The organism is Pseudomonas sp. GW821-FHT09D08 (assembly GCF_059416305.1).
In genome coordinates, this window is sequence record NZ_JBWKOX010000023.1 from 60,511 (window position 1) to 82,369 (window position 21,859).

Annotated in this window: 27 protein-coding genes; 11 read left to right on the top strand and 16 right to left on the bottom strand. The window is 64.1% G+C overall.

What is annotated here, in order from left to right; all coding sequences use genetic code 11:
* The first annotated feature begins 12 nt into the window (after positions 1–12).
* Entirely contained in the window at positions 13–1,218 is a 1,206-nt protein-coding gene (locus AC07OP_RS27425; RefSeq protein ID WP_495102871.1) for a TPM domain-containing protein, read from the top strand.
* A 59-nt stretch (positions 1,219–1,277) separates the two neighbouring features.
* On the opposite strand, the gene AC07OP_RS27430 is transcribed toward AC07OP_RS27425, so the two are convergent.
* Both AC07OP_RS27430 and AC07OP_RS27435 read right to left on the bottom strand, forming a co-directional pair.
* Positions 1,278–1,703: a GNAT family N-acetyltransferase gene (locus tag AC07OP_RS27430; RefSeq protein WP_141155309.1), complete on the bottom strand. Its 426-nt coding sequence runs from the start codon at positions 1,701–1,703 to the stop codon at positions 1,278–1,280.
* Between the two features lie 18 nt (positions 1,704–1,721).
* Complete coding sequence (locus AC07OP_RS27435) at positions 1,722–2,213, bottom strand: GNAT family N-acetyltransferase (RefSeq protein WP_495102870.1); 492 nt, start codon at positions 2,211–2,213, stop codon at positions 1,722–1,724.
* Positions 2,214–2,487: 274 nt separating this feature from the next.
* Between AC07OP_RS27435 and AC07OP_RS27440 the strand changes: the two genes are divergently transcribed.
* Positions 2,488–2,958: a GNAT family N-acetyltransferase gene (locus tag AC07OP_RS27440; RefSeq protein WP_495102869.1), complete on the top strand. Its 471-nt coding sequence runs from the start codon at positions 2,488–2,490 to the stop codon at positions 2,956–2,958.
* 120 nt (positions 2,959–3,078) lie between these two features.
* Here the strand turns inward: AC07OP_RS27440 and AC07OP_RS27445 are convergent, their stop codons facing one another.
* Positions 3,079–3,564: an HIT family protein gene (locus AC07OP_RS27445; protein ID WP_495102868.1), complete on the bottom strand. Its 486-nt coding sequence runs from the start codon at positions 3,562–3,564 to the stop codon at positions 3,079–3,081.
* Positions 3,565–3,704: 140 nt separating this feature from the next.
* Between AC07OP_RS27445 and AC07OP_RS27450 the strand changes: the two genes are divergently transcribed.
* Entirely contained in the window at positions 3,705–4,034 is a 330-nt protein-coding gene (locus tag AC07OP_RS27450; protein WP_092357344.1) for a DHCW motif cupin fold protein, read from the top strand.
* A 70-nt stretch (positions 4,035–4,104) separates the two neighbouring features.
* On the opposite strand, the gene AC07OP_RS27455 is transcribed toward AC07OP_RS27450, so the two are convergent.
* Together AC07OP_RS27455 and AC07OP_RS27460 are read right to left on the bottom strand one after the other, a co-directional pair.
* Positions 4,105–4,572, bottom strand: coding sequence for a copper chaperone PCu(A)C (locus AC07OP_RS27455; RefSeq protein WP_115488955.1), 468 nt, complete (start codon positions 4,570–4,572; stop codon positions 4,105–4,107).
* Positions 4,572–5,177, bottom strand: a complete 606-nt coding sequence (locus AC07OP_RS27460; protein ID WP_024074981.1) for an SCO family protein — start codon at positions 5,175–5,177, stop codon at positions 4,572–4,574. The genes AC07OP_RS27455 and AC07OP_RS27460 overlap by 1 nt, the downstream gene beginning before the upstream one ends.
* A 181-nt stretch (positions 5,178–5,358) precedes the next feature.
* On the opposite strand from AC07OP_RS27460, the gene AC07OP_RS27465 reads away from it, so the two are divergent.
* The 6 genes from AC07OP_RS27465 to hemN all read left to right on the top strand — a co-directional run bounded on the left by AC07OP_RS27465 (position 5,359) and on the right by hemN (position 10,941).
* Entirely contained in the window at positions 5,359–5,742 is a 384-nt protein-coding gene (locus AC07OP_RS27465) for a DUF2946 domain-containing protein (protein WP_495102867.1), read from the top strand.
* Positions 5,743–5,804: 62 nt separating this feature from the next.
* Complete coding sequence (locus tag AC07OP_RS27470; RefSeq protein ID WP_495102866.1) at positions 5,805–6,350, top strand: putative natural product biosynthesis protein; 546 nt, start codon at positions 5,805–5,807, stop codon at positions 6,348–6,350.
* 170 nt (positions 6,351–6,520) lie between these two features.
* A complete protein-coding gene (locus AC07OP_RS27475) occupies positions 6,521–7,837 on the top strand; it encodes an OprD family outer membrane porin (protein WP_495102865.1) in 1,317 nt (438 codons plus the stop codon).
* Between the two features lie 95 nt (positions 7,838–7,932).
* The gene (locus AC07OP_RS27480; RefSeq protein ID WP_495102864.1) at positions 7,933–8,376 is read left to right on the top strand and encodes a hypothetical protein; all 444 of its coding nucleotides are present in this window, start codon (positions 7,933–7,935) and stop codon (positions 8,374–8,376) included.
* 77 nt (positions 8,377–8,453) lie between these two features.
* The gene (locus tag AC07OP_RS27485; RefSeq protein ID WP_495102863.1) at positions 8,454–9,569 is read left to right on the top strand and encodes an oxygen-independent coproporphyrinogen III oxidase; all 1,116 of its coding nucleotides are present in this window, start codon (positions 8,454–8,456) and stop codon (positions 9,567–9,569) included.
* Positions 9,556–10,941 (top strand): oxygen-independent coproporphyrinogen III oxidase, encoded by a 1,386-nt coding sequence (hemN, locus tag AC07OP_RS27490; RefSeq protein ID WP_027607208.1) that lies wholly within the window; start codon positions 9,556–9,558, stop codon positions 10,939–10,941. Before AC07OP_RS27485 ends, hemN begins: the two co-directional genes overlap by 14 nt.
* A gap of 474 nt (positions 10,942–11,415) precedes the next feature.
* Here hemN and AC07OP_RS27495 read toward each other — a convergent pair whose 3' ends face one another.
* The 11 genes from AC07OP_RS27495 to AC07OP_RS27545 are packed head-to-tail and all read right to left on the bottom strand — an operon-like array spanning position 11,416 to position 20,340.
* Complete coding sequence (locus tag AC07OP_RS27495) at positions 11,416–12,870, bottom strand: cytochrome D1 domain-containing protein (protein ID WP_495102862.1); 1,455 nt, start codon at positions 12,868–12,870, stop codon at positions 11,416–11,418.
* Positions 12,867–13,706 carry a uroporphyrinogen-III C-methyltransferase gene (gene cobA / locus AC07OP_RS27500; RefSeq protein ID WP_495102861.1) on the bottom strand — a complete coding sequence of 280 codons (840 nt, stop codon included), beginning with the start codon at positions 13,704–13,706 and terminating at the stop codon, positions 12,867–12,869. The genes AC07OP_RS27495 and cobA overlap by 4 nt, the downstream gene beginning before the upstream one ends.
* Before the next feature lie 44 nt (positions 13,707–13,750).
* Complete coding sequence (nirJ, locus tag AC07OP_RS27505; RefSeq protein WP_405125661.1) at positions 13,751–14,932, bottom strand: heme d1 biosynthesis radical SAM protein NirJ; 1,182 nt, start codon at positions 14,930–14,932, stop codon at positions 13,751–13,753.
* 3 nt (positions 14,933–14,935) lie between these two features.
* Positions 14,936–15,445, bottom strand: coding sequence for a siroheme decarboxylase subunit beta (gene ahbB, locus AC07OP_RS27510; RefSeq protein ID WP_495102860.1), 510 nt, complete (start codon positions 15,443–15,445; stop codon positions 14,936–14,938).
* Complete coding sequence (locus tag AC07OP_RS27515; RefSeq protein WP_495102859.1) at positions 15,420–15,863, bottom strand: Lrp/AsnC family transcriptional regulator; 444 nt, start codon at positions 15,861–15,863, stop codon at positions 15,420–15,422. Before AC07OP_RS27515 ends, ahbB (AC07OP_RS27510) begins: the two co-directional genes overlap by 26 nt.
* Complete coding sequence (gene ahbB, locus AC07OP_RS27520; protein ID WP_027607202.1) at positions 15,856–16,371, bottom strand: siroheme decarboxylase subunit beta; 516 nt, start codon at positions 16,369–16,371, stop codon at positions 15,856–15,858. Before ahbB (AC07OP_RS27520) ends, AC07OP_RS27515 begins: the two co-directional genes overlap by 8 nt.
* Entirely contained in the window at positions 16,368–16,826 is a 459-nt protein-coding gene (locus AC07OP_RS27525; RefSeq protein WP_495102858.1) for an Lrp/AsnC family transcriptional regulator, read from the bottom strand. The genes ahbB (AC07OP_RS27520) and AC07OP_RS27525 overlap by 4 nt, the downstream gene beginning before the upstream one ends.
* A 1-nt stretch (position 16,827) precedes the next feature.
* On the bottom strand, positions 16,828–17,997 hold the full coding sequence (locus AC07OP_RS27530; protein WP_495102857.1) for a cytochrome D1 domain-containing protein: 1,170 nt from the start codon (positions 17,995–17,997) through the stop codon (positions 16,828–16,830).
* Positions 17,994–18,311, bottom strand: a complete 318-nt coding sequence (locus tag AC07OP_RS27535; RefSeq protein WP_495102856.1) for a c-type cytochrome — start codon at positions 18,309–18,311, stop codon at positions 17,994–17,996. Before AC07OP_RS27535 ends, AC07OP_RS27530 begins: the two co-directional genes overlap by 4 nt.
* 16 nt (positions 18,312–18,327) lie before the next feature.
* Positions 18,328–18,642: a c-type cytochrome gene (locus AC07OP_RS27540; RefSeq protein WP_495102855.1), complete on the bottom strand. Its 315-nt coding sequence runs from the start codon at positions 18,640–18,642 to the stop codon at positions 18,328–18,330.
* A 24-nt stretch (positions 18,643–18,666) separates the two neighbouring features.
* A complete protein-coding gene (locus AC07OP_RS27545; protein ID WP_495102854.1) occupies positions 18,667–20,340 on the bottom strand; it encodes a cytochrome D1 domain-containing protein in 1,674 nt (557 codons plus the stop codon).
* A gap of 195 nt (positions 20,341–20,535) precedes the next feature.
* Here AC07OP_RS27545 and AC07OP_RS27550 point away from each other — a divergent pair, with 195 nt between their 5' ends.
* Both AC07OP_RS27550 and AC07OP_RS27555 read left to right on the top strand, forming a co-directional pair.
* Positions 20,536–21,312 carry a CbbQ/NirQ/NorQ/GpvN family protein gene (locus AC07OP_RS27550; protein ID WP_065941877.1) on the top strand — a complete coding sequence of 259 codons (777 nt, stop codon included), beginning with the start codon at positions 20,536–20,538 and terminating at the stop codon, positions 21,310–21,312.
* Positions 21,296–21,859 (top strand): cytochrome c oxidase subunit 3, encoded by a 564-nt coding sequence (locus AC07OP_RS27555; RefSeq protein ID WP_115488970.1) that lies wholly within the window; start codon positions 21,296–21,298, stop codon positions 21,857–21,859. The genes AC07OP_RS27550 and AC07OP_RS27555 overlap by 17 nt, the downstream gene beginning before the upstream one ends.

A 21,859-nucleotide genomic window follows, 5' to 3' on the forward strand; every position in this document is an offset into this window, starting at 1 on the left:
CAGGTAACAAACATGATGCGGTGGTTGCGGCAATCCGTCTTGACTCTGCTGGTATTGATGTCTGCCAGCCTGTTTATCACCGCCCAGGCCGAGACGTCGCCCATCGGCGTCGCCCTCGACCAGCGGGTGATCGACCTCACCAACACCCTCGACGCCGGCACCACCACCCGTCTGCAAGACCAACTCGCCGCCCTTGAACACCGCAAAGGCGCGCAGGTGGCGGTGTTGCTGGTGCCCACCACCCGTGGCGCGAGCATCGAGGACTACGCCAACCAACTGTTCCGTGCCTGGAAACTGGGGCGCAAGGATGTCAACGACGGCATCCTGCTGCTGGTGGCCAAGGACGATCGCAAGGTGCGCATCGAGGTGGGCTATGGCCTGGAGGGCACGGTGACCGACCTGCTGGCCCATCGGATTATCGAAGAGCACATCACCCCGGCGTTTCGCCAGGGCGACTATGCTGGCGGTGTCGAGCAGGGCGTGAACGACCTGGTTGTCCTGGTGGATGGCGGTGACTTGCCGCAAGTAGCCGGGCAGGGCGGCAGTCTTGAGGCGCTTGCGGTGTTGCTGGCGTTCGTGTGCGGTGCCATCGGCGGCGTGCTGGTCGCCGCGCGCAAGCTGGGCTGGCGTGGGGCGTTGATCGCCACGGCAGTCGTTACCGTGGCGCTGGTGGCATTCGCCGGCGGCCGGGAATGGCCGATGTACCTGCTGGTACTGCCCCTGACCCTCCTGATCGGCGGCGCCACCTTCGGCGCCTTGTGGCTGGCGCGCACGGCGTTCTACTGCGTGACAGGGCTGTTGGCCTACATCGCCGGGGTGGTGATCGCCAACCGATTCGTGGAGGTCAGTTATATCCATTGGCTGGTGTGGCCGTTTGGCGGGGCGTTGGTGCTGGGCTTGTACCTCGGGTTGTTCTTCGTCATCAGGGCATCCTGGAAAAAGCGCCCGCGCTTTTTCCTCCTGCGTGCGCTGGCAGTCATGGCCATCTACGTCGCTGCGGGGACACTGCTGGGGCACGGGTATCAGGGCTGGATCGTGGCGATTCCAGTGGCCTCCTTCGTGGCGTTTATCGTATTTGTGCAGAGCATTGCCAGTTCCGGCTCGGGGTCCGGCTCGGGCGGTGGCTCCGGTTCGGGTTCCAGCGGCTCCAGCTCCAGCAGCAGTTCCTCGGGGGGCGGTGGTTCCAGTGGCGGTGGCGGGGCGTCGGGGAGTTGGTAACCGGCGGTTGTTCGGCCTGACGCCAGGCTGCAAACGGCTGCCTGGCAAAGTCCTGGACGTTACAGCCGCTTGGACAGAAACACGCGACTGCTGCCTGCCGGTTCACACGGGACCTCCCCGAACCGCACCCACCCATGTTTTTCATAAAAGCCCGGTGCCTGAAAACTGAGGGTATAGAGCACCGCGTTCGCGCAGCCGCGACGCCGGGCTTCGTGCTCAAAGGCGTGCAGCAACCGGCTGCCCAGGCCTGTGCCGCGCAGGGCCTCGGGCAGGTGGAACAGGTCGAGAAAAGCCATGCCCAGGGTGGTTTTGCCGGTGATGCCACCGACGGTCTGCCGGGTCTCGGGATCCTTGAGCAATACCGTCAGTGGCAGGCGGTCGTTGTAGCCGGCGATACCTTCGTTGAACGCAGCCAGGCCGTTGCCGAGAATACGCTCGGCGTCGGGATTGGCCTGGTCGCTGACTTCAATAAGCGCTGCGGTCATTGCAAAACCCTCCGTGGGTTAAAGCGTCATCAGCATTTCATGCCAGGCCATGCCGCCATGATCCGAGGGTGACGGCTGGACATAGGTGTAGCCCATGCGGGTGTACAACGGCACATGCTGTTCCTTGCACATCAGGTGAATCGTGCGCTTGCCCATGGCGTGCATGCGCTGCACGAACTCGGTCATCAGCACCTTGGAATAACCCTTGCCCTGATGCGGCGGGTCGACCACCACCGACATGATCACTACATTCGGCGCCTCGGCCGAATGCCCCACCAGTTCCTTGAAGGCCTCGTCCGACATCATCACTTCGTGGGCGCAGCCGCCGTTGATAAAACCCACCACCTCGCTATCGGCTTCCAGGATCAAAAAGCCTTGCGGGTATAGCGCAATACGCGTGGCGATCTTTTCCAGGGTCGCGGCTTCGTCGCCCTCGTAGGCGGTGATTTCAATTTCAAAGCAACGGGCGGCGTCGGCGGGGAGAGCGTTGCGTAAGGTGAGGGCGGGCATGGGCGTTTCCTGGGGCGTTGAGCGAAAGGCCACATCATAACGGCCTTGCTGGGACTCTGGGCAGAACACAGATCGAAATTGTGGGAGGGGGCAAGCCCCCTCCCACAGTTTTGTCTGCGCCAGGCTTGGTGGTGGGTGCTGTTTTCGATGTATGTTGGTCAGGGGCACGGCATTCAAGAGGCAGTGTGGAGCCCGCCAAAGCGGAAGCAAGCGCCCTCACCTCCGTTATTCATTCACCCGGGCGGGCAATGAAAATCCATGAAGGAAGGACCCCATGCTGGAAATAAAACGCGCCACCCCCACCGACGCCAACGCCGCTTTTGACATCCGCCGCGCAGCCATTCGCAGCCAATGCATCGGTGTCTACACCGCTGAACAAATGGCGCTCTGGACCCGTGGCAAGGCCGAGGACGGCTACAGCGCGCTGATGGAAAAACCGTTCTACCTGGGCTGGTTGAACGGTGAGCCGATCGCCACTGGCATGCTCGACCTGGCCAACAACGAAGTCGGCGCGCTGTTCGTGTTGCCCGCATTCACCGGACGCGGGTATGGCAAGGCGATGCTGGATCACCTTGAGCAGGTCGCGCGGGAACTGGCGATTGAAGAGGTGGTGCTGGACGCGACGTTGAATGCCGCGAGTTTTTATCGCGCGTGCGGCTACGTGGGCGATGAACAGGCGATTTATCACTCGCCGTCGGGGTTGCAGTTGGCGTGTATTCCGATGAAAAAACCGCTGCCGCGCTGACGCACCGACTGTAGGAGCCGGCTTGCCGGCGAAAAGCCCGAGGGCAACGCGCTTATTCAGAATGGCCGCGTCATCGTTGACGATTTTCGCTGGCAAGCCAGCTCCTACAGGTGGGCTTGTTCAGTGGAGAAAGTGGGTTCGCAAGGTTGCGATCACTTGTGTAACGGACGGCCCGTGGATCGGTGGAGGCATCAGGCTTTCACCCAACTCCCGCCACACAAACAGCGTCAGTTCAGCGCCATCGGTGAGGGTTTTTGCCAGGTCCTGGGAACCCAAGCCTTGCAGCCGCCGATAACGCTCATCCCCCCAGAACGCATCTTCCACCCAGTCATACACCGGGATGAAATGAAAGTGCAGCGGGAACCCCGGCAGATGCCCATAGCGGCTGATATACAACCACTTGGGCTTGAGTTGCGCCTCCATGACTCGTTGGGTTTTCGCCAGCAGCCCACCCAGTTCGGCCAGCGCTGCATCCGACATGTCGGCGAGGGAATCAACAGGCGCCTTGGCACCCAGCATCAGGTAACCCGGCAGCTTCGAAGCCAGGTGATGGTTGAGCAGCCAGTGCTCGGTCTCAAACAGGATATAGGCGGGGTCGATCTGCATCAGCGCGCGTCCTTGGGAGCAGGGTGGGCAGGATAACAAGCACGCTCGCCTGTATCCCACAAAACCACGGGATCTGTGTCTATCGCGCACGTTGTCAGGTGGATAGCCTCAGGCCACGTTAACTGACGACCGAGCAAACCATGGAACTCACCGCTGTCCCGTTTGGCATCACCGACTGGTCCACCCTCGAACCCGAGCTTCACCCCGGCGTCAGCGGCAGTGCCTCATGGCGCACCTGCCACTTCGGCACCACCCGTGTGCGCAGGGTGGATTACAGCCCCGGCTACCTGGCCGATCACTGGTGCCGGCGCGGGCATGTGCTGCTGTGCCTGGAAGGCGAGTTGCACACCGAGCTGGAAGACGGCCGCCGGTTCACGCTGACGGCCGGGATGAGTTACCAGGTGGGCAATGACATGGAGGCGCATCGTTCCTCGACGAGTGTCGGGGCGAAGCTATTTATCGTGGATTGAAGGGGGACCTTTGTGGTGCGGGAACAAGCTCCCTCACCACAGGAACAGGCACCCCCTTAAATCCGCTGCATCAATGCATCTTGCTATGGTCCATGCCATCCAGCCCACGCGCCGTGGCCTGAACCTCAACGGTCTGCTTCTCGCCCTTGGCGTCCTGCACCGTCAGGGTCAGCGGCACCTGGTCGCCTTCCTTGATCTGGCCGGTCAGGCCCATCAGCATCACGTGGTAGCCGTCCGGGTCGAGCTTGACCGCCTTGCCCGCCGGCAGGGCCACCGCGTCCACCGGGCCCATGCGCATCACGTCGTCCTTCATGCTCATTTCATGGATCTGCACGTCCTTGGCCACCGGCGAGGCCACGCTGAGCAGCTTGCTGTCGCTGTCGGCGGTCACGGTCATGAACGCGCCGCTGGACGGTTGGCCCGGCACCGAGGCGCGCACCCAGGCGTCGGTGACTTGCACCTGGGCACTGGCGTGGGCGGCGAGGCCCACCAGGGCGAGGCCAAGGGTGAAGCGCTTGAGGTGTTGAACGGCAGTCATTAGCAGACCTCCATGACGGTGAGCAGGTCTTCTGCGCACTCTTTAGCGGTAAGGGATGCCTGCAACCCCAGGCGCAGGTTGCCACGGGTGTCGAAGACAAAACTGGTGGCCGTGTGGGACAGGGTGTAGGTGTCGCCGGCGGGGATCTTTTCATAAAAGATCCCGAATTCCTTGGCGGCCACGGCGATTTCTTCCGGGGTGCCGTACAGCGCTTCGAAGCTGGGGTCGAAGGCCTTGACGTACTTGTCGAGGATCTCCGGCGTGTCGCGTTCCGGGTCCAGGGTGATAAAGATCACCTGCATGATCTCGCCGTCGCGGCCCATCAGTTTCTTGGCCTGGGCGGCGCGGGCCAGCGTGGTCGGGCACACGGCCGGGCACTGGGTGAAACCGAAGAACACCACCGGCATCAGGCCACGGTAGGAACTGAGGGTGACGGTGTCGCCCTCGGTGTTCTTGAGCTTGAAGGTGCGGCCCATGATCTTGTCGCTCAAGTCCTTGCCGTACTTGAAGTTCAACTTGGGGCTGTTGTCACAACCGGCCAGCAGGCCCAGGCCCAACAGGCCCATGCCGGTCAGGACCTTGCGGCGGGTGAATAACGTACTCATCAACGGTGCATCCTGTGAAACGCCCGCATTGCGCGAAATCAACTCGGCGGGCTTTGAATAGGAGTAAACGAGGAGGGCGCCAAGTCTACCAACCCTGGCCAGCCCGCGTAATCTGCGACGTTCTGCCACAGGGGCACGCTGAATTTCATCCTTTTGCACCGCTGGTGGTAGAGTCGCCGCCATGAAATCGAGCCGCCCCGACCGTTCCCTGATCGTCTGGACCCTGTACTTCTGCGTGCTGATGAACCTGTTCGTGTGCGGTTTGGGCCATGGCCAGATGACCGGCCAGCAACTCAACGGGATCGGTGGCGCGTTCTGTGGAGTGGACGGCCAACAGCTTCCACTTTCCGACAAAGGGCTGGGCGCGCCGTCTTCCAGTAACATCTCGAACTACTTTGCCTGCCCGGTGTGCAACGCCGTGACCGTCACGCTGGTGTTCCTGATCGGCCTGGCCTGGTTGCTGGGCCTGGGGCAGACCCCACGCCCGGCCCATGAGCGGCGCAACAAGGCGCCGCCGCGTTATTCCTGGCCCTCGGCCAACCCCCGCGCATCCCCCGCATTCTGACGTGTGCCTTGGGCCTCCTGTGAACAGGGGGCGTTCTATCGTCACGACTGTGAGTGCGCTTTATGAACCATCACTTGCCTGCCGGCGCCAGCCGCCTGGTCAGCCAGGCGGCCCGTCGCCTGCGCGCGGAACCGGCACGCCCGGACTACCCGAGCAATGCCCGCTGCTTTGTGCACCTGGATGCACGCCTGTTGCCGTATTGGCACACCGTGTTCGACATCTGCCCGACGCTGCTCAAGCTCGACCCGCCCGAGGGCCTGAACCTGTTTCGCAGCTTCATGACCTGGGCCTATCGCAACCAGCCGGCCCAGGACTGGACCTGGCACCTGAACCTGTGCCGTTGGCTGCTGGCGTCGCCGTATCGCGGGCGGATTGATGAAGAGCCCATCGAAACCTTCATGGCCGCCGCGGCGGCGCGTTGGATCAGTACGGATGACAGCCAGGCCCAGGGGGTGGTCCTGGCCTGGCAGGGCTTGACGGTGTTCGATTGGAAGGACGTGCGCAGTGCCGCCGCCGAACAACAGGCACTGCCCGCCACGCAATGGGATTTTGCCTGGTGTCCGCTCGCCTCCCCAGGGGTATTCCAGGGCTGGTTGCCGGTGCCTTGAACGAGCGGGATTGTTACGTAAACCGCAACAGTGATTGACGGTTTTAGCGGCTGTTTCCCCACGGCCCAAGGCTATACCGTGCGCGCACCCGTTGAATGCAGCACCACCCGACCGACAAACAACAGGGTTGGGCTGTAACGGGGTCGCCTCAATCACTTCACGGAGCCTTCATGAAACACACCACGTGCCTGGCGCTCGCCGTCTCCTTCGGCGCCGCGCAGCAGGCGGCTGCATCGGGTTTTATCGATGACAGCAAAGCCACCCTCGACCTGCGCAATTTCTATTACAACCAGGACACCCGCAACACCAGGGCGCCGTCGGACAAGGAGTGGGGCCAGGCCTTCATGTTCAACTACCAGTCCGGTTTCACCGAGGGCCTGGTGGGCTTCGGCCTGGACCTGCAGGCCATGTATGGCCTGCGCCTGGATGCCTCGGGGCGCGCCGGCAAGGCCGGAGAAGACAACACCCCCGGCAGCGTTTTCCCGTTGTCCGATGGCAAGGCCGCCCATGACTTCAGCAAGACCGGCGCCACCGGCAAGGTGCGCATCTCACAAACCCAGCTCAAGGTCGGCGCCTTGATGCCGAAGATGCCGGTGCTGATGTCCGAAGACGGCCGCTTGTTGCCGCAGACGTTCCGTGGCTATCAGGTCGATTCCAGGGACCTCAAGGACTTCAACCTGATCGCCGGCAAAATGGAGCAGGTGCTCGACCGCAACTCCAGCAACGGCCAGGGTCTGTCGATCGCCGGGGCCAATGACCCGGCCAAGGGCAAGTCCAGCAACCAGTTCTACTACGGCGGGGTGGATTACGCCGTCAGCAGGCAACTGCAAGTGCAGTACTACTACGCGACCCTGGAGAGTTTCTACCAGCAGCATTTCGTCGGCCTGGTGCACAACTGGCAGTTGCCGGTGGGGCAGCTCAAGACCGATCTGCGTTATTTCTACAGCACCGCCGACGGCAAGAACGGCAGCGCCGCCGGGCGCGGTGAAGGCTATGTGAGTTCCGGGTATTACGCGCCGGGAGTCAACTCAGGCAAGGTCGACAACCGCCTGTGGAGCGCGATGTTGACCTATGGCGTGCACGGGCACTCCGTGGGCCTGGGGTATCAGAAAACCACCGGCGCCAGTGACTTCCCCCACATCAACCAGGGCCAGGGCCGTTCGCTGTACCTGATCACCAACGCCCAGTCGTTGAAGTTCGTCAACGCCGGCGAACAGGCCACGGTGGGTAACTACACCTATGACTTTACCGGCCTGGGCGTTCCGGGCCTGAAGTCGAGCGTGACCTATATCCACGGCAGCAACATCCGTGCGGCGCGTCGCGACAACAGCGAGTGGGAGCGCGATGTGCGTGTCGACTACGTGATCCCCACGGGGACGTTCAAGGGGCTGGGCCTGACCTGGCGCAGCGCCGTGCTGCGCGGCAATGACACCGCCGACAAGGATGAGACGCGGCTGATCGTCAGCTACAGCCTGCCGTTGCTGTAAGCCAGGCAGGAGCAACGCTTGACCGGCATCAAGGCCGCCCCGTGCGCCAGCCCGCACACTGGGCTCCCCACGGCCGGTCCCTCTGCGAGGCTTGCATGCTCTACCTCCTGTTGCTATTGGCCCACCTGTTCGCTGCGCTGGTCTTTATCGGCACGGTGTTCTTCGAAGTGCTGATCCTCGGGCACCTGCACCAGCACTTGCCGATTCGGGTGATGGTGCTGGTGGAGCAGGGCGTCGCCCGGCGTGCCCGGGTGTTGATGCCGTGGGTGTTGCTGGTGCTGTTCGGCGCCGGGCTCGGCATGGTCTGGCTGCGCTACCTGCCGGCGTTGTCGGCCCCGCTGGCATCCTCGTTTGGCACGTTGCTGGGCCTCAAGTTGATCCTGGCCGCCAGTGTGCTGCTGCACTTCCTGGTGACCATGGCGCGGATGCGCCGGGGCAAGGTCAGTGCGCGCTATAGCCATTTCATTCACCTGAGCCTGTTCGTGCACATGGTCGCCATTGTGCTGCTGGCCAAGGGCATGTTTTACCTCAGCTGGTAGCGACCTTGATGCATATCAAGGTGCGCGCAGCGGTCGCACCGGACAATGGACCACCGCCGCCCGCTCCGGAGTCCGCCATGCGCAGCCATCTTCATCCCACCCGCTTTCGTCAGTACCAGGGCGTGCTGGGCCTGGCCTGCCAGACGGACACGCGCCGCTTCCATGCCGGCGTCGGTTCCCTCGACCTGCTGCGCGCCCTGCGCGACAGCCGCCAGCGCCAGCGGCCCCTGGCGCTGAACCTGCACTGGCCGGCAAGCGATGCCGGCGCTGAGTACCTGCAGAGCCTCACCCAGGAAATCCAGCTGATCGGCTGCCAGCTCGGCCCGCGCCAACCAGTCGAGCACTTTCACCTGCGCGGCACCACACCGACGATCGAGCAGGTGTGCACGGTGCTGGAACACCTGCACAGCCGCTTCAACTTTCTCGACCACGACCGTGGCGACTACCGAATCGACCTCGACCCCTGGCACACCGACTGGGCCACCATGGGCCTGTTGCGCGACCAGGGTTTCAACCACGCCAGCATCGGCGTGCCCGACGCCAACCGGGACGGGCCGCTGTCCCAGGCACGCTATCAGGACCCGGCGCCCATCGAGTCGCTGGTGGATGCGGCGCGGACCTTCGGGTTTCGCTCAGTGAACATCGACCTCGGCTACGGCCATGCCTGGCAGACGCCGGCCAGTTTCGAGCAGAAACTGGCCAGCCTGATTGCCCTGGAGCCGGACCGCCTGCAGTTGTTCGATTACGCCCAGCCACCGGTGCGCTACCTGGGCCGGCAATCCCAGGCGTTTTGCAGCGCGGCGGATAAACGCGCGATGCGCCGCCTCGGCTTTGAACACCTGGCCGCCGCCGGTTACCACTACATCGGCCTGGGCCAGTTCGCCCGCACCGACGATGACCTCAAGCAGGCCCAGGAACGCGGACGCCTGAGCCGTAACTGCGAAGGCTTCACCCTGCACGGCTACTGCGATCACATCGGCTTTGGCCTGGGCGCCATCAGCCAGATCGACACACTGTGTGCCCAGAACACCCCGGATGCCCGTGAGTACTGTGCCCAGCTGAGCAATGGCCAACTCGCCACCTGTTGTGGCAGGTTTCACGAAACCGCCGACCCGGCGCGTCTGTACGTCACCGAGCCCCTGACCGCCCCCGTCAGCGCCAACGACGAGGTGATTGACCATGACGGCGTTTGAGTTCGACCGTGCCCTGGTGCACAAATACGACCGCCCGGGGCCGCGCTACACCTCCTACCCCACCGCGCCGCAGTTCAACAGCGCGTTTGCCCTGGACGACTATCACCAGGCCGTGCGCGCCAGTCACCAACTCGCCGCGCCCAAGGCGTTGTCGGTGTACATCCATATTCCGTTCTGCCAGAGCCTTTGCTACTACTGCGGCTGCCACAAGATCATCACCCGTAAGACCCACCGCGCCGTCGAGTATGTGGCGTACCTCAAGCGCGAGATCCAGATGCAGGGCGCGTTGTTCGAGCGCTCGCGGCGCCTGACCCAGTTGCACCTGGGCGGCGGCACCCCGACGTATCTGGACGATGCGCAACTGGCCGAACTGATGGCCTGCCTGGCGGACAACTTCAGCCTGGATGACAGCGACGCCCATGAGTTCTCCATCGAGGTCGACCCGCGCACCATCAGCCTCGAGCGCATCAACACCCTGCGCCGCCTGGGCTTCAATCGCCTGAGTTTCGGCGTGCAGGACTTCGACCCCGACGTACAGGCCGCCGTGAATCGCGTGCAAAGCGAAGCGCAGATCCTGCAACTGGTGGCGGCGGCCCGCGAGGCACGCTTCAAGTCGGTGAGTGTCGACCTGATCTACGGCCTGCCCCTGCAAACCGTGGCCAGCTTCGACGTGACCTTGAGCAAGCTGATCGCCCTGCGGCCCGACCGCGTGGCCGCCTACAGCTACGCACACTTGCCGAGCCAGATCCGCGCCCAGCGCATGATCCGTCCCGAAGACATGCCACCCCCGGCGCGCAAGCTGGAGCTGCTGGAACTGACCATTCGCCGCCTCACCGAGGCCGGTTACATCTACATCGGCATGGACCACTTCGCCCTGCCCGACGATGAGCTGGCACTGGCCCGCGCCAACGGCAGCCTGCAACGCAACTTCCAGGGCTACTCCACCCATGCCGATTGCGACCTGATCGGCCTGGGCGTATCGGCCATCGGCAAGGTCGGCGACAGCTACAGCCAGAGCGTCAAGGAGCTGTCCCAGTACTACGCGCGCATCGATGCGGGCATGTTGCCGGTGCAGCGCGGTTACCGCCTCAACCCCGATGACGTACTGCGCCGCGAGGTGATCAATGGGTTGATGTGCGACGGCCGCGTCGATGTCGCCCAGGTGGAAGCGGCCCATGGCATTCGGTTCAATGAGTATTTTGCCCAAGCGTTGACGCAGCTGGACGAGCAAGTGGCGGACGGCTTATTACTGGTCCAGGACGACGCGCTGCAACTGCTGCCCAAGGGTCAACTGATGGTACGCAGCGTGGCCATGGCCTTCGACGCCTACCTGGGCGGCGCCCACAAAGGCCAATTCTCCCGTACCGTCTGACACTCCCCGTTAGCAGTGTGTCAGCCAGCACCTCTACCAACTGTGCCGCCGCCATCGAAGCCTCGCTGAAGCTCGACATCTCCCACAGGGATCAGCGGTGCCCATCAGATCGACGGCCAGACGTTTTCTACCTGGCAACAACAATCAAATGTGGGAGGGGGCTTGCCCTAATGCCAGTCAGTTAGGCGTACATCGCCTCCTGTAGGAGCGAGCTTGCTCGCGAAAAACGTCAACGATAACGCGTGCTTCCTGAATGAGCGTGGCGCCTGTGAGTTTTTCGCGAGCAAGCTCGCTCCTACAAAAAGCCTTAAGTGACTGGCATTAGGGCTTGTCCCCGATAGCGCTGTGTCAGCCAACACCTCTACCAACTGTGCCACCGCCATCGAAGCCTCGCTGAAGCTCGACATCTCCCACAGGGGACCGGCGGTGCCCATGCGCTCTACGACCTGGCTGCTTCCTGCCTGTCACCCGTGTTCAATGCGACGTCCCTTCCGCAAACTCCACCTTATTGCCCACGTTGTACTTACCCGACGGTTTATTCATAGGGATACGCTTCACCTCCTCGAGCGTCTGGCTGTCATACACAATCAGCGCCCCCTCCGTGGCCCAGATGCTCAGCAACACATATCGCCCATCCCGGGTGAATTCCACATGGGCCGCCGTCTTGCCCGGCACTGGCCTCAGGGTGTGGGCGATCTCGAGGGTCTGCTTGTCGATCAGGTGAATCGCATCATTGTCCGGCCCGAAAAACACGTCGCTCCACACATAGCGCGAGTTCACATGGCTGCGCATGAAAAAGCCCGGCCCGAGGGTGGGGATCCGTTTGATCAGGGTCCAGGTCTTGAGGTCGATCACCGAGATTTGCCCCTTGCTGATATTCGGCGTGGCAAACACCCACTGCCCGTTGCGTTGCCAGTACGTCCCCGAACCCAGGTGCGGCATGCCGGACAGCGGGATGTCGGTGACCACGCGGCCGCTGTCCAGGTCGATCACCTGGCCGCCGCCGGCCTTGCGGGAGGTGGCGATCAATTGGCGGTAATCGGGCGAGAACGAGAAGTCGTCGAGCACATCCTGGGCCTGGATGCGCCGGGGCTCGAAACTGGGCCGAGCATCGGCATAGGACAATTCCCAGACCTCGTTCACGTCCTTGAGCGCGACGATAAAGCTGTTGCGCGGTGGCGCGGTGTACACCGCACTGACCCGTGAGCCGGTGTCCAGGGTCTTGACCAGCGACAGGTCGCGGGCATCCAGCAGCACCAGGTTGCCCGGCAGGTAATTGCCCGCCAGCACCCAGCGGCCATCCTTGCTCACCGCCAGGTTGCGGGTGTTGAGGCCCACGCGGATCTCGGCGATCAACTTGAGGTTGTGCAGGTCGTACTGGCTGATCCAGCCGTCCCGCGAGGCGAAGTACACAAAGCGTCCGTCCGGGGAGAATTTCGGCCCGCCGTGCACCGCGAAATGGGTGGGGAAACGGTCCAGCACCGCAAAGGTGTCGCCGTCGAGAATATCCATGTGATGGTCGCCGGACTCCACCACCACAAACAGGTTGAGCGGGTCGGCGTGATGCTGCGGCGTGCTCGGCAATTGGCGCAGGTCCGCCAGCACGCTGTGGCTGTTGCGGATGTCATGCTCGCTCCATGTCGCCGGTGAATCAGGCGGCTGTTGCAGAAACTGCGCCAGCCTATCGATCTGCGCGGCACTCAGTTGCGGCGCGAACGCGGCCATCTGGCTGGCGGGCCGGCCTTGTTCGATGACCTTGCGCACTTCATCCGGCTTAATCCGCCCCAGGCTCTCCGGCAACAGCGCCGGGCCGCTGGCGCCGATGCGATTAAGCCCGTGGCAGCTTTCGCAATACTGGCGGTAGTCCTGCGCTGGCGTAGCGTGTGCGGCCGTCGCCCACAGCAGCGGCACCAGCAGCAGGCGTTTCATACCGCCACCGCTTCACGGGCCGGTGCCAGGCTGGCGGGGAAGTGCAGGGCGGCGTCGGCAAACAGGTTGACGACGTGGCCGATCACCGTCAGCGTCGGTACGCCGGGTTCGCAGTCGGCGGCCAGGGTGGGCAACTGGCGCAGAGTGCCACGGGCCACCTGTTGATCGGCGCGCGCACCGTTGCTGATCAGGGCGGCCGGTGTATCTGCGGGCAAACCGGCCGCCACCAGATGCTCGGCGATCAGTGCCAGGTTCGACAGGCCCATGTAGAACACCAAGGTCTGGCTCGGCTCGGCCAGGCTGGCCCATGGCAGTTTCAACGCACCGTCGCGTTGCAGGTGGCCGGTGACGAAGCGGCACGAATTGACCAGGTCGCGGTGGGTCAGCGGGATACCGGCATAGGCGCTGCAGCCGGAGGCGGCGGTGATGCCCGGCACCACCTGGCACGGGATACCGCGGGCGAGCAGGTACTCCAGCTCCTCGGCGCCGCGCCCGAAGATAAACGGGTCGCCGCCCTTGAGGCGCACCACCCGCTGGCCCTGGTCGGCCAACTCAGCCAGCAGTTCATTGAGTTGATCCTGGGGCAGGCTGTGGCAACCGCTGGCCTTGCCCACGTAATGACGGGCGCAGGTCAACGGGATCAGCGCGAGCAGTTCGGCACTGATCAGCCGGTCGAACACCACGGCGTCGGCCTGCATCAACAGGCTCCAGGCGCGCAGGGTCAGCAGGCGCGGGTCACCGGGGCCGGCGCCCACCAACGCGACTTCGCCGGGGTGCAAGGGGCTGTGCAGACTGGCTGGCAGGCCAGTGGAGAAGTGGGCAGTTGAAGTGTGCATGGGACGTCCTTGGTTCATCATCAGGTAGGCGGCCCCCGGTTGTGTCACCGGGTGGTCGAGCAAGGGATCAGGTTGAGGGGCTGGCGCGCGATCTCGGCGTCGCTGAAGTAGCAACCGGGGTCCGGGCCCCACAGGTCGCCATCGGCCCAGGCGCGGGTGCGGGTATTGCCGTTGCAGATCGCCAGCCAGCGGCACTCGGCACAACGCCCGCCAATGCTGCGCGGGTGTTCGCGCAGGCGCAGCAGCAAGGGGTCGGGCTGTTCCAGCCAGAGCTGGCGGAAGGTGGTATTGCGCACATTGCCCACCGATTGCTGCCACCAGTAGGTGTCCGGGTGCACCTCGCCGGTGTTGTCGATATTGGCGATGCCGCTGCCCGAGGCATTGCCGCCCCAGGCATGCAGCAGGTGTTCAAGCTGCGGGTAGTGTTCGGGCAGGTGCTGGTGCACCCATTGCAGCAACAGCACGGCGTCGGCGTCGTTGTTGCCGCTGACGAAATCGCTGTCCACGCCGTGTTGAATATCGCTCCAGGCCTGCTGGAAGATCAGCGCCATGGCCTCGCGGCTCATTTGCCGGTGCGCATCCAGCTGGCGGCTGCGTTTGCCGCGCCCGCTGTAGTTGAGGTGTGACAGGTAGAACTTCTGCACGTCATAGGTGCGCATCAGCGCCAGCAACTGCGGGAGCTGCCCATGGTTGTCCTGGGTCAGGGTGGTGCGCAGGCCCACGCGAATCCCGGCTTCGCGGCACAGGCGGATGGCGTGCATGGAGCGCTGGAAACTGCCGTGCAGTTGGCGAAACGCGTCGTGGGTCGCCTCCAGGCCGTCGATGCTGATGCCCACGTAGTCGAAACGGGCGTCGGCGATCTGCTGGATGTTGTGCTCATCGATCAGCGTGCCGTTGGTCGACAGTGCGACGAAAAAACCTTTGTCACGGGCATAGGCACTCAGCACGAAGAGGTCTTCGCGCAGCAGCGGCTCGCCCCCGGACAGGATCAACACGCGCACCCCGGCGTCGTGCAAATCGTCGATCACCCGCAATGCTGCCGGGGTGTCGAGCTCATCGCGAAACACGCTGTCGGCGCTGGTGGCGTAGCAGTGCTTGCAGGTGAGATTGCAGCGCCGCAGCAGGTTCCAGATCACCACCGGCGGCCGCTCACTGCCAGGGGGCGAGGTGCGCGGCGGCGGGCATTGACCGGCGAGGGTGCGCAGGTACTGACTGATTCGCAGCATGGGCTATTCCTTTGAGTGCGCCGGCGTCAGGCGCAGGCCGGTTTTTTTCAGGATGCGGCTGCTCACCAGCATCTCGTCGGCGCGGCAGGCCTCCCCCAGCAGGAAACGCAGGTGCTCGCGGTAGCTGTCGATTTCTTCGCGGCTGCGGCCATGCACCATGGCGAACAGGTTGTAGGGCCAGTCCGGGCGCCGGGGGCGACGGTAGCAATGGCTGACAAACGGCTGGGCGCCGAGCAGTTCTCCCAGGCGCGGCAGGTGCACATCGGCCACGTCCCACACCGTCATGCCGTTATGCCGATAGCCCAGGCGGTAGTGGTTGGGCACCGCGGCGATACGTCGGATCGCACCTTCGGCCTGCAGGCGCTTGAGCAGGTCGAGGGTCGACTCGACGCTGATGCCCAGTTGCTCGGAGAGCCAGGCCCATGGGTCCTCCACCAGCGGCAGGCCGCTTTGGGTGAGGGCGACCAGTTGCAGGGCCAGGGTGTTGTCAGACCGGGAAATACAGACCGACATGGTAGGTGTGCTCCTTCGGCAGGTTGAGCACCGCCAGCCCGGTCAGGGCCTCGATGCACGACAGGGTATCGGCCAGCTCCTGCGCGGTGGCGCAGGCCAGCACGAACCACATGTTCCAGCGGTGTTCGCGGCGGTAGTTGTGGGCCACCTGGGGCAGGGCGTTGAGCTGCTCGGCGACCGCATCAAAGCGCGCCTCGGGTACGGCGAGCGCGGCCAGGGTGAAGGCGCCGCCGAGACGCTCGATGTCGAACATCGGGCCAAAGCGCGTGAGCACGCCGTCTTCGAGCAGGGCATACAAGCGGTCGAGCAGTTCACTCGGAGGGCTGTGCAGTTCCTCGGCCACCTGCTGCCAGGGCTGGCGCACCAACGGCAGGCCGTGTTGCAGGCGGTTGATCAGTTGTCGATCCAGCTCATCCATGGGCCCATACCTGTGACGGCGGCGGCGCGAAACGCCCACCGCATTGCTTGAAGGCGCGGGTGCTGAACAGCAGTTGGTGGGGCAAGTCGCTGAGCAGATGCTGCTCCAGCAACGCCTGGATCTGCGCCTCGACCACCGCGCGCTCGCGCCCGTGCACCATGCAGAACAGGTTGTAGCGCCACTGCGGCAGGCGCCGCGGGCGCTGGTAACACAGGTTCACGCCGGGCGCGCGGCCCAGGCGCGCACCGACTTCATCGACCAGCGCATCCGGCACATCCAGCACCAGCATGGCGTTGGCCACATAGCCCAGGGCGCGGTGATTGAGCACCAGGCCGACACGACGGAACAGGCCCTGGTCGTGCCATTGCTGCATCTGTTGCAGCACCTGATCGTGGTGGGCACCGATCTGCTCGGCGAGCTCGTCGTAGGGCCGTGGCACGATGGGCAGGCCGCGCTCCAGGCACTGGCGCAGGTCGAGCATCTGCTCGTGGTTCAGTGGCGCGATCACGGCTGCTCTCCGAGGGAAAAACCGAGGTCGATGCGGTAGGCGGTGAGCATCGGCAGGTCCAGGGGCGTGAGGCCGGTGTCTTTCTCCAGCTCATCGAGGACTTGCTGCAAGTGCTGGCGGTGGGGCCCGGTGAGCACGAACCACAGGTTGTAACGGTGCTCGCGGGCATAGTTGTGATTGACCTCCGGGTACTGGCTGACCCGCGCCGCCACTTGTTCCAGGCGCTCGATCGGCACCGCCAGGGCGGCCAGGGTGCTGGCGCCGGCGCGGGTGTGTTCGAACACCGGGCCGATGCGCGACAACGCGCCGGCCAGTTCCAGGCGTTGCAGGCAGGCCATCACCTCGGCCTCGCTGCAGCCCAGTACCTGGGCCATTTCGCGGTAGGGCTCGGCGCACAGCGGCATGCCGTGCTGGAAGCGTTCGATCAATTGCTGGCTGAGCGAATCAAGGTCCATTTCAATACCCCATTTTTTGCGCGCGCAGGCTGAAGAAAATCCCGCTGGGACTCTGGGCCGGCAGGCTTTTCAGCAGGGTCAGGCGGTACGGGTCCCACACTTGCAACTGTTCGCCATCGCGCACCGACAGCCACAGTTGCTCGCCACGCCCGGTGAACTCCATGTGCAGCACACCGGGGCCTGGGCGCAGGTCGGCGACCACCTGGTGGGTTTCGGTGTCGAGTACCTGCACCCGGTCGTTGTCCGGGTAGGCGAAGTTGACCCACAGCTGGCGACCGTCGGGGCGCGCAGTGACAAAGATCGGCTGCCCGGCCACCGGGATCGCCGCCGTCTGCTGCCAGGTGCGCGCGTCCATCACCAGCACCTGATGGCGCCCCACCGCCGGCACGAACGCCTGGACATCGGCGACGGCCCAGCCCTCCAGGTGGGGCATCTTGTACACCGGCAGCTTGGCCTGGCCGCGCCCGTAGTCCTTGAGCACGCGCACCACGCCGCGCTCCGGGTGCCACAGGTCGAGCTGGGCCATGCCGTCTTCACCGAACAGCCCGGCCATGTAGTAGCGGCCGTCGGCGGTGATCAGCGCGTCATAGGGTTGCTCGCCGACGTCCTTGAAGCGGGTGATGCGCGGCGGGTTGCCGTGGCTGAAGTCGGCGCTCCAGATCTCGCCGGTGTCGAACAGGCTGAACACGAAGCGCTGCCCGGACGCATCCACCAGGCCGACCACCCGCGAGCGCTTGCCATCGGCCATTTCCGTCGCGGGGATGTCGGCGATGAGGGTCAGGTCTTCTGCATCGAACACCTTGACCCCGCCCGGCACGTAATTGGACACGGCGATCAGGCGCCCATCCTGGCTGATGGCGCCGCCGATGCTGTTGCCGCCCTGGACGATGCGCCGCTCGATGCGTTGGCGCAGCAGGTCGATCTTGGTCAGCCCGCCATCGCGGGCAAACACGTAGGCATAGCGCTGGTCGCGGGAAAACACCGCCGAGGCGTGGGACAGGTCGCCCAGCCCCTCGATACGGGCCAGTTCGGTCATGCCGGTGCTCTCGATAATCTGCACGCTGCCACTGGCGCGTTCGATCACCAGGCCCAGGTCGCCGCTGCCGCGCAACGCGGGTTGGGCACAGGCACCCAGCAACAGGCACAGGGATAACAGGGTAGGGCGCATCATGGTGGGGGGCTTCCTTGCAATAGGCGGTCGACCAGCCAGGCAATATCGCCGGCACTGAGCAGCGGGCCCCAACCGGGCATGGCGCGGGCGGGGCGGCCGTAGGTCACGGTTGCGATCAGGCTGTCGCGGCTGTGGTGGGCCAGGGCTTGCGGTGTGAGGGGTGGGCCCAGGCCGCCGGTGAGGTGCAGGCCATGGCAGGCCCCGCAATCCTGGGTCAACAGGTGTTCAAGGCGGGCAGCGTCCGGGGTGGCCGCTGCCCGCGCGGGAATCAGCAGGAGCAGCGCCATGGCCGTACCGATCATCGATGCTTGCATGGCGTGCTCCTTGTGCTTATTTCAAGGTCAGGACCCAATCGGCCAACACCTTGGCTTCATCATCGGTGACCTGGTTCGGCGGCATCGGCACCGGTCCCCAGTTGCCCTGGGTGCCGTTCTTGATGTGGCTGGCCAGGGTCGTGGCTGCGTCTTTCACACCGGCATTCTTGGCGGCGACGTCCTTCAAGGCCGGCCCCACCAGTTTGCTGTCAATCGTGTGGCAGCCCACACAGGGTTTGCTGTTGAACAACCCCGGGCCGTCTTGTGCCAACACCGGTTGCAGGCTGAGCGCAGCGGCGGAAGCGAGCAGTGCGAGGAGAATATTTTTCATTCGGTGACCTCGTGTTGATGGGGCTCAATAAATGTCGTGTTGGGTGTTGTAGACGTTGAATTTTCCGGTCGGCGTGATCAGGCGCTTGTCGCGGATCACCTGCTTGAGCTTCAAGGTCTTGTCATCGATCACCACCAGCGCCGACTCTTCGGTCTGGCCGTTCCACACCGAGAACCACACCTCGTCACCGGCCTTGTTGTATTCCGGTTGCACCACCCGCAGCGCGCCTTGCTTGATGCCCGAATACTCGGCAATCGGCAGCACGGTGTAGCCCTTGTCCAACTGGTTGATGTCGAACACCGCCACCGACTGGCTGAGCTTGGCGTCGGGGTTGAGGGTGGTGTCGACATACAGGTGATGGGAGTTGGGGTGGGTCTTGATAAACAGCGAACCGCCGCCCTGGCCCTTGAGGGATTCCACCTGCTTCCAGGCGTATTGCGGGTGCTTGACCGGGTCGGTGCCGATCACCGAAATACCGCCGTCGCCCAAGTGGCTGGTGGCCCATACCGGTCCATATTTTGGGTGAATGAAGTTGGCGCCACGGCCGGGGTGCGGGGTCTTGCCGACCTCTACCAACGCGGTGAGCTTGCGCTCCCTGGAGTCGATCACCGCGACCTTGTTGGCGTTGTTCGCGGCGGTCATGAAGTAGCGGTGGGTGCTGTCCCAGCCGCCGTCATGCAGGAACGGCGCGGCGTCGATGGTGGTGATGGTGAGGTTCTTGATGTCCTGGTAATTGACCAGCATCACCTTGCCGGTTTCCTTGATATTGACGATGAACTCCGGCCACTCGTGGGAGGCGATGATTGCCGCCACGCGGGGTTCGGGGTGGTATTCCTGCTTATCGACGGTCATGCCCCGGGTGGACACGATCTGCCTGGGCTCCAGGGTTTCGCCATCCATGAGGGTGAACTGCGGCGGCCAGTAGGAACCGGCAATCGCGTACTTGTCTTCATAGCCCTTGAACTTCGACGTCTCCACCGAGCGGGCCTCGATGCCCACCTTGATCTCGGCGACTTTGGTCGGCTCCAGGGGCCACAGGTCGATCATGTCGATCTTGGCATCGCGGCCGATCACCAGCAGGTAGCGGCCAGACGCGGAGATACGCGAGATATGCACGGCGTAACCGGTGTCGATCAGCCTGATGATCTGCTTGGTGTCGCCGTCCACCAGGGCGATCTTGCCGTCGTCGCGCAGGGTGACCGAGAACAGGTTTTGCAGGTTGAGGGTGTTCAGTTGTTTTTTCGGCCGGTCTTCGGGCTTGACCAGCACTTTCCAGGTCTTGAGGGTTTCGGCCATGCCCCATTCCGGCGGAGTGGGCGCGGTGTGCTGGATGAAGGTGGCCATGCTGGTGATCTGCGCCTTGGTCAGCGCATTGGACGTGCCCCAGTTGGGCATGCCGGCCGGGGAACCGTAGGTGATCAGCGCTTCCAGATAAGCCTGGCCACGGGCCTGGGTGATGTCCGGTGTCAGCGGCTTGCCGGTGGCGCCTTTGCGCAAAACACCGTGGCAGCCGGCGCAGCGTTCGAAGTAAATCTGCTTGGAGGCGTCGAACTCCGCCTGGCTCATATCCGGCGCGCCGGGGCTTTTCACTATCCCGGTTGGCGTGTCGCCATGGGCGTTGATGGGCAATGCGAGGGCCAGGGCGCAGCTCAGGCTGGTAAGACTCAGGACCCAGGGTTTTCTGTTGCGAGTCAGCATTCCATATCTCCTCAGGCAAGACCTTTGCGATGCCCGGCGAAGGCGGGGTAGAGCGCAGGTTCTTAGTGCCAGGCAAGACTATGTTGCAGTGGCGCAAGGCTCGCTTGACGGCGATCAAGTTTGCCGTTGTACGTGCTTGCCAGGTTGTCGCAGGGGCCCTTAGCGTGGGGGTCGAACCCGTTGCGAGTACGCGTCATGACCGAGCCCTTCTACCAACCACAGGACAACGAACAGCAGCTGTTCGAACACGCCTGGCGCCACCACCTACCGGTGCTGATCAAAGGCCCCACCGGCTGTGGCAAGACGCGCTTCGTGCAGCACATGGCGCACCGCTTGAACCTGCCGCTGTACACCGTGGCCTGCCACGACGACCTCAGCGCCGCCGACCTGCTCGGCCGCCACCTGATCGGTACCGACGGCACCTGGTGGCAGGACGGCCCACTGACCCGCGCCGTGCGCGAAGGCGGGATCTGCTACCTCGACGAAGTGGTGGAAGCACGCCAGGACACCGCCGTGGTGCTGCACCCGATTGCCGATGAACGCCGCGAACTGTTCCTGGAACGCACCGGCGAAGTGCTCAAGGCACCGTCGTCGTTCATGCTGGTGGTGTCGTACAACCCCGGCTACCAGAACCTGCTCAAGGGCATGAAACCCAGCACCCGCCAGCGCTTCGTGGCGATGCGGTTTGGTTACCCGCCGGTGGCCGACGAGGAACGCATCGTCGCCCGCGAGGCCGGTGTGGATGTGGCGCTGGCCGCCCAGGTCGTGCGCCTGGGCCAGGCGCTGCGTCGGCTTGACCAGCATGACCTGGAGGAGGTGGCCTCCACCCGGCTGCTGATCTTCACCGCCCGCCTGATCGGCGCCGGCATGAGCCCACGCGAAGCCTGCCTGGCGTGCCTGGCCGAACCGCTGAGCGACGACCCGCAGACCGTCGCCGCGCTGATGGACGTGGTGGATGTGCACTTTGCCTGAACCGCGCCGGCTGCCAGGCGACCTGGCGATGTGGTTTTTTATCCTCGCCGAGCTGTCGGTGTTCGCGATTCTGATCCTCACGTTTGCCGTGACCCAGGCGCTCAAGCCCGAGCTGTTTGCCGCCGGGCGCGCACAGCTGGATACCTCGACGGGGTTGGCGATGACCTTGAGCCTGCTCACCGCAGGCTTGTTGGCCGCGTTGGCGGTGCAGCAGGTGCGATTGCAGCGCTGGCGACGCGGCGCCGGTTTGTTCGTCGCGGCGTTGTTGGTGGCGCTGGTGTATGTGGCGATCAAGCTTGGCGAGTACGCCCACCTGGGCGCTGCCGGACTGGGCCTGGAGCACAGCACGTTTTTTACCTTGTACTGGATACTCACGGGGTTTCATTTCCTGCATGTGCTGCTGGGGATGGTGATTCTCGGGTGGCTGGCGCTGGCCTGCTGGTGCGGCGGGCTGTCAGTCGGCGGGCTGGAGTCGGGGGTGCTGTATTGGCACATGGTGGATCTGGTGTGGGTGGTGTTGTTTCCGCTGGTCTATGTGATTCGCTGA

Coding starts and splice junctions, on each gene's coding strand:
- AC07OP_RS27425 (WP_495102871.1), top strand. CDS start 13: ATGATGCGGTGGTTGCGGCAATCCGTCTTGACTCTGCTGGTATTGATG.
- AC07OP_RS27430 (WP_141155309.1), bottom strand. CDS start 1,703: ATGACCGCAGCGCTTATTGAAGTCAGCGACCAGGCCAATCCCGACGCC.
- AC07OP_RS27435 (WP_495102870.1), bottom strand. CDS start 2,213: ATGCCCGCCCTCACCTTACGCAACGCTCTCCCCGCCGACGCCGCCCGT.
- AC07OP_RS27440 (WP_495102869.1), top strand. CDS start 2,488: ATGCTGGAAATAAAACGCGCCACCCCCACCGACGCCAACGCCGCTTTT.
- AC07OP_RS27445 (WP_495102868.1), bottom strand. CDS start 3,564: ATGCAGATCGACCCCGCCTATATCCTGTTTGAGACCGAGCACTGGCTG.
- AC07OP_RS27450 (WP_092357344.1), top strand. CDS start 3,705: ATGGAACTCACCGCTGTCCCGTTTGGCATCACCGACTGGTCCACCCTC.
- AC07OP_RS27455 (WP_115488955.1), bottom strand. CDS start 4,572: ATGACTGCCGTTCAACACCTCAAGCGCTTCACCCTTGGCCTCGCCCTG.
- AC07OP_RS27460 (WP_024074981.1), bottom strand. CDS start 5,177: ATGAGTACGTTATTCACCCGCCGCAAGGTCCTGACCGGCATGGGCCTG.
- AC07OP_RS27465 (WP_495102867.1), top strand. CDS start 5,359: ATGAAATCGAGCCGCCCCGACCGTTCCCTGATCGTCTGGACCCTGTAC.
- AC07OP_RS27470 (WP_495102866.1), top strand. CDS start 5,805: ATGAACCATCACTTGCCTGCCGGCGCCAGCCGCCTGGTCAGCCAGGCG.
- AC07OP_RS27475 (WP_495102865.1), top strand. CDS start 6,521: ATGAAACACACCACGTGCCTGGCGCTCGCCGTCTCCTTCGGCGCCGCG.
- AC07OP_RS27480 (WP_495102864.1), top strand. CDS start 7,933: ATGCTCTACCTCCTGTTGCTATTGGCCCACCTGTTCGCTGCGCTGGTC.
- AC07OP_RS27485 (WP_495102863.1), top strand. CDS start 8,454: ATGCGCAGCCATCTTCATCCCACCCGCTTTCGTCAGTACCAGGGCGTG.
- hemN (WP_027607208.1), top strand. CDS start 9,556: ATGACGGCGTTTGAGTTCGACCGTGCCCTGGTGCACAAATACGACCGC.
- AC07OP_RS27495 (WP_495102862.1), bottom strand. CDS start 12,870: ATGAAACGCCTGCTGCTGGTGCCGCTGCTGTGGGCGACGGCCGCACAC.
- cobA (WP_495102861.1), bottom strand. CDS start 13,706: ATGCACACTTCAACTGCCCACTTCTCCACTGGCCTGCCAGCCAGTCTG.
- nirJ (WP_405125661.1), bottom strand. CDS start 14,932: ATGCTGCGAATCAGTCAGTACCTGCGCACCCTCGCCGGTCAATGCCCG.
- ahbB (WP_495102860.1), bottom strand. CDS start 15,445: ATGTCGGTCTGTATTTCCCGGTCTGACAACACCCTGGCCCTGCAACTG.
- AC07OP_RS27515 (WP_495102859.1), bottom strand. CDS start 15,863: ATGGATGAGCTGGATCGACAACTGATCAACCGCCTGCAACACGGCCTG.
- AC07OP_RS27525 (WP_495102858.1), bottom strand. CDS start 16,826: ATGGACCTTGATTCGCTCAGCCAGCAATTGATCGAACGCTTCCAGCAC.
- AC07OP_RS27530 (WP_495102857.1), bottom strand. CDS start 17,997: ATGATGCGCCCTACCCTGTTATCCCTGTGCCTGTTGCTGGGTGCCTGT.
- AC07OP_RS27535 (WP_495102856.1), bottom strand. CDS start 18,311: ATGCAAGCATCGATGATCGGTACGGCCATGGCGCTGCTCCTGCTGATT.
- AC07OP_RS27540 (WP_495102855.1), bottom strand. CDS start 18,642: ATGAAAAATATTCTCCTCGCACTGCTCGCTTCCGCCGCTGCGCTCAGC.
- AC07OP_RS27545 (WP_495102854.1), bottom strand. CDS start 20,340: ATGCTGACTCGCAACAGAAAACCCTGGGTCCTGAGTCTTACCAGCCTG.
- AC07OP_RS27550 (WP_065941877.1), top strand. CDS start 20,536: ATGACCGAGCCCTTCTACCAACCACAGGACAACGAACAGCAGCTGTTC.
- AC07OP_RS27555 (WP_115488970.1), top strand. CDS start 21,296: ATGTGCACTTTGCCTGAACCGCGCCGGCTGCCAGGCGACCTGGCGATG.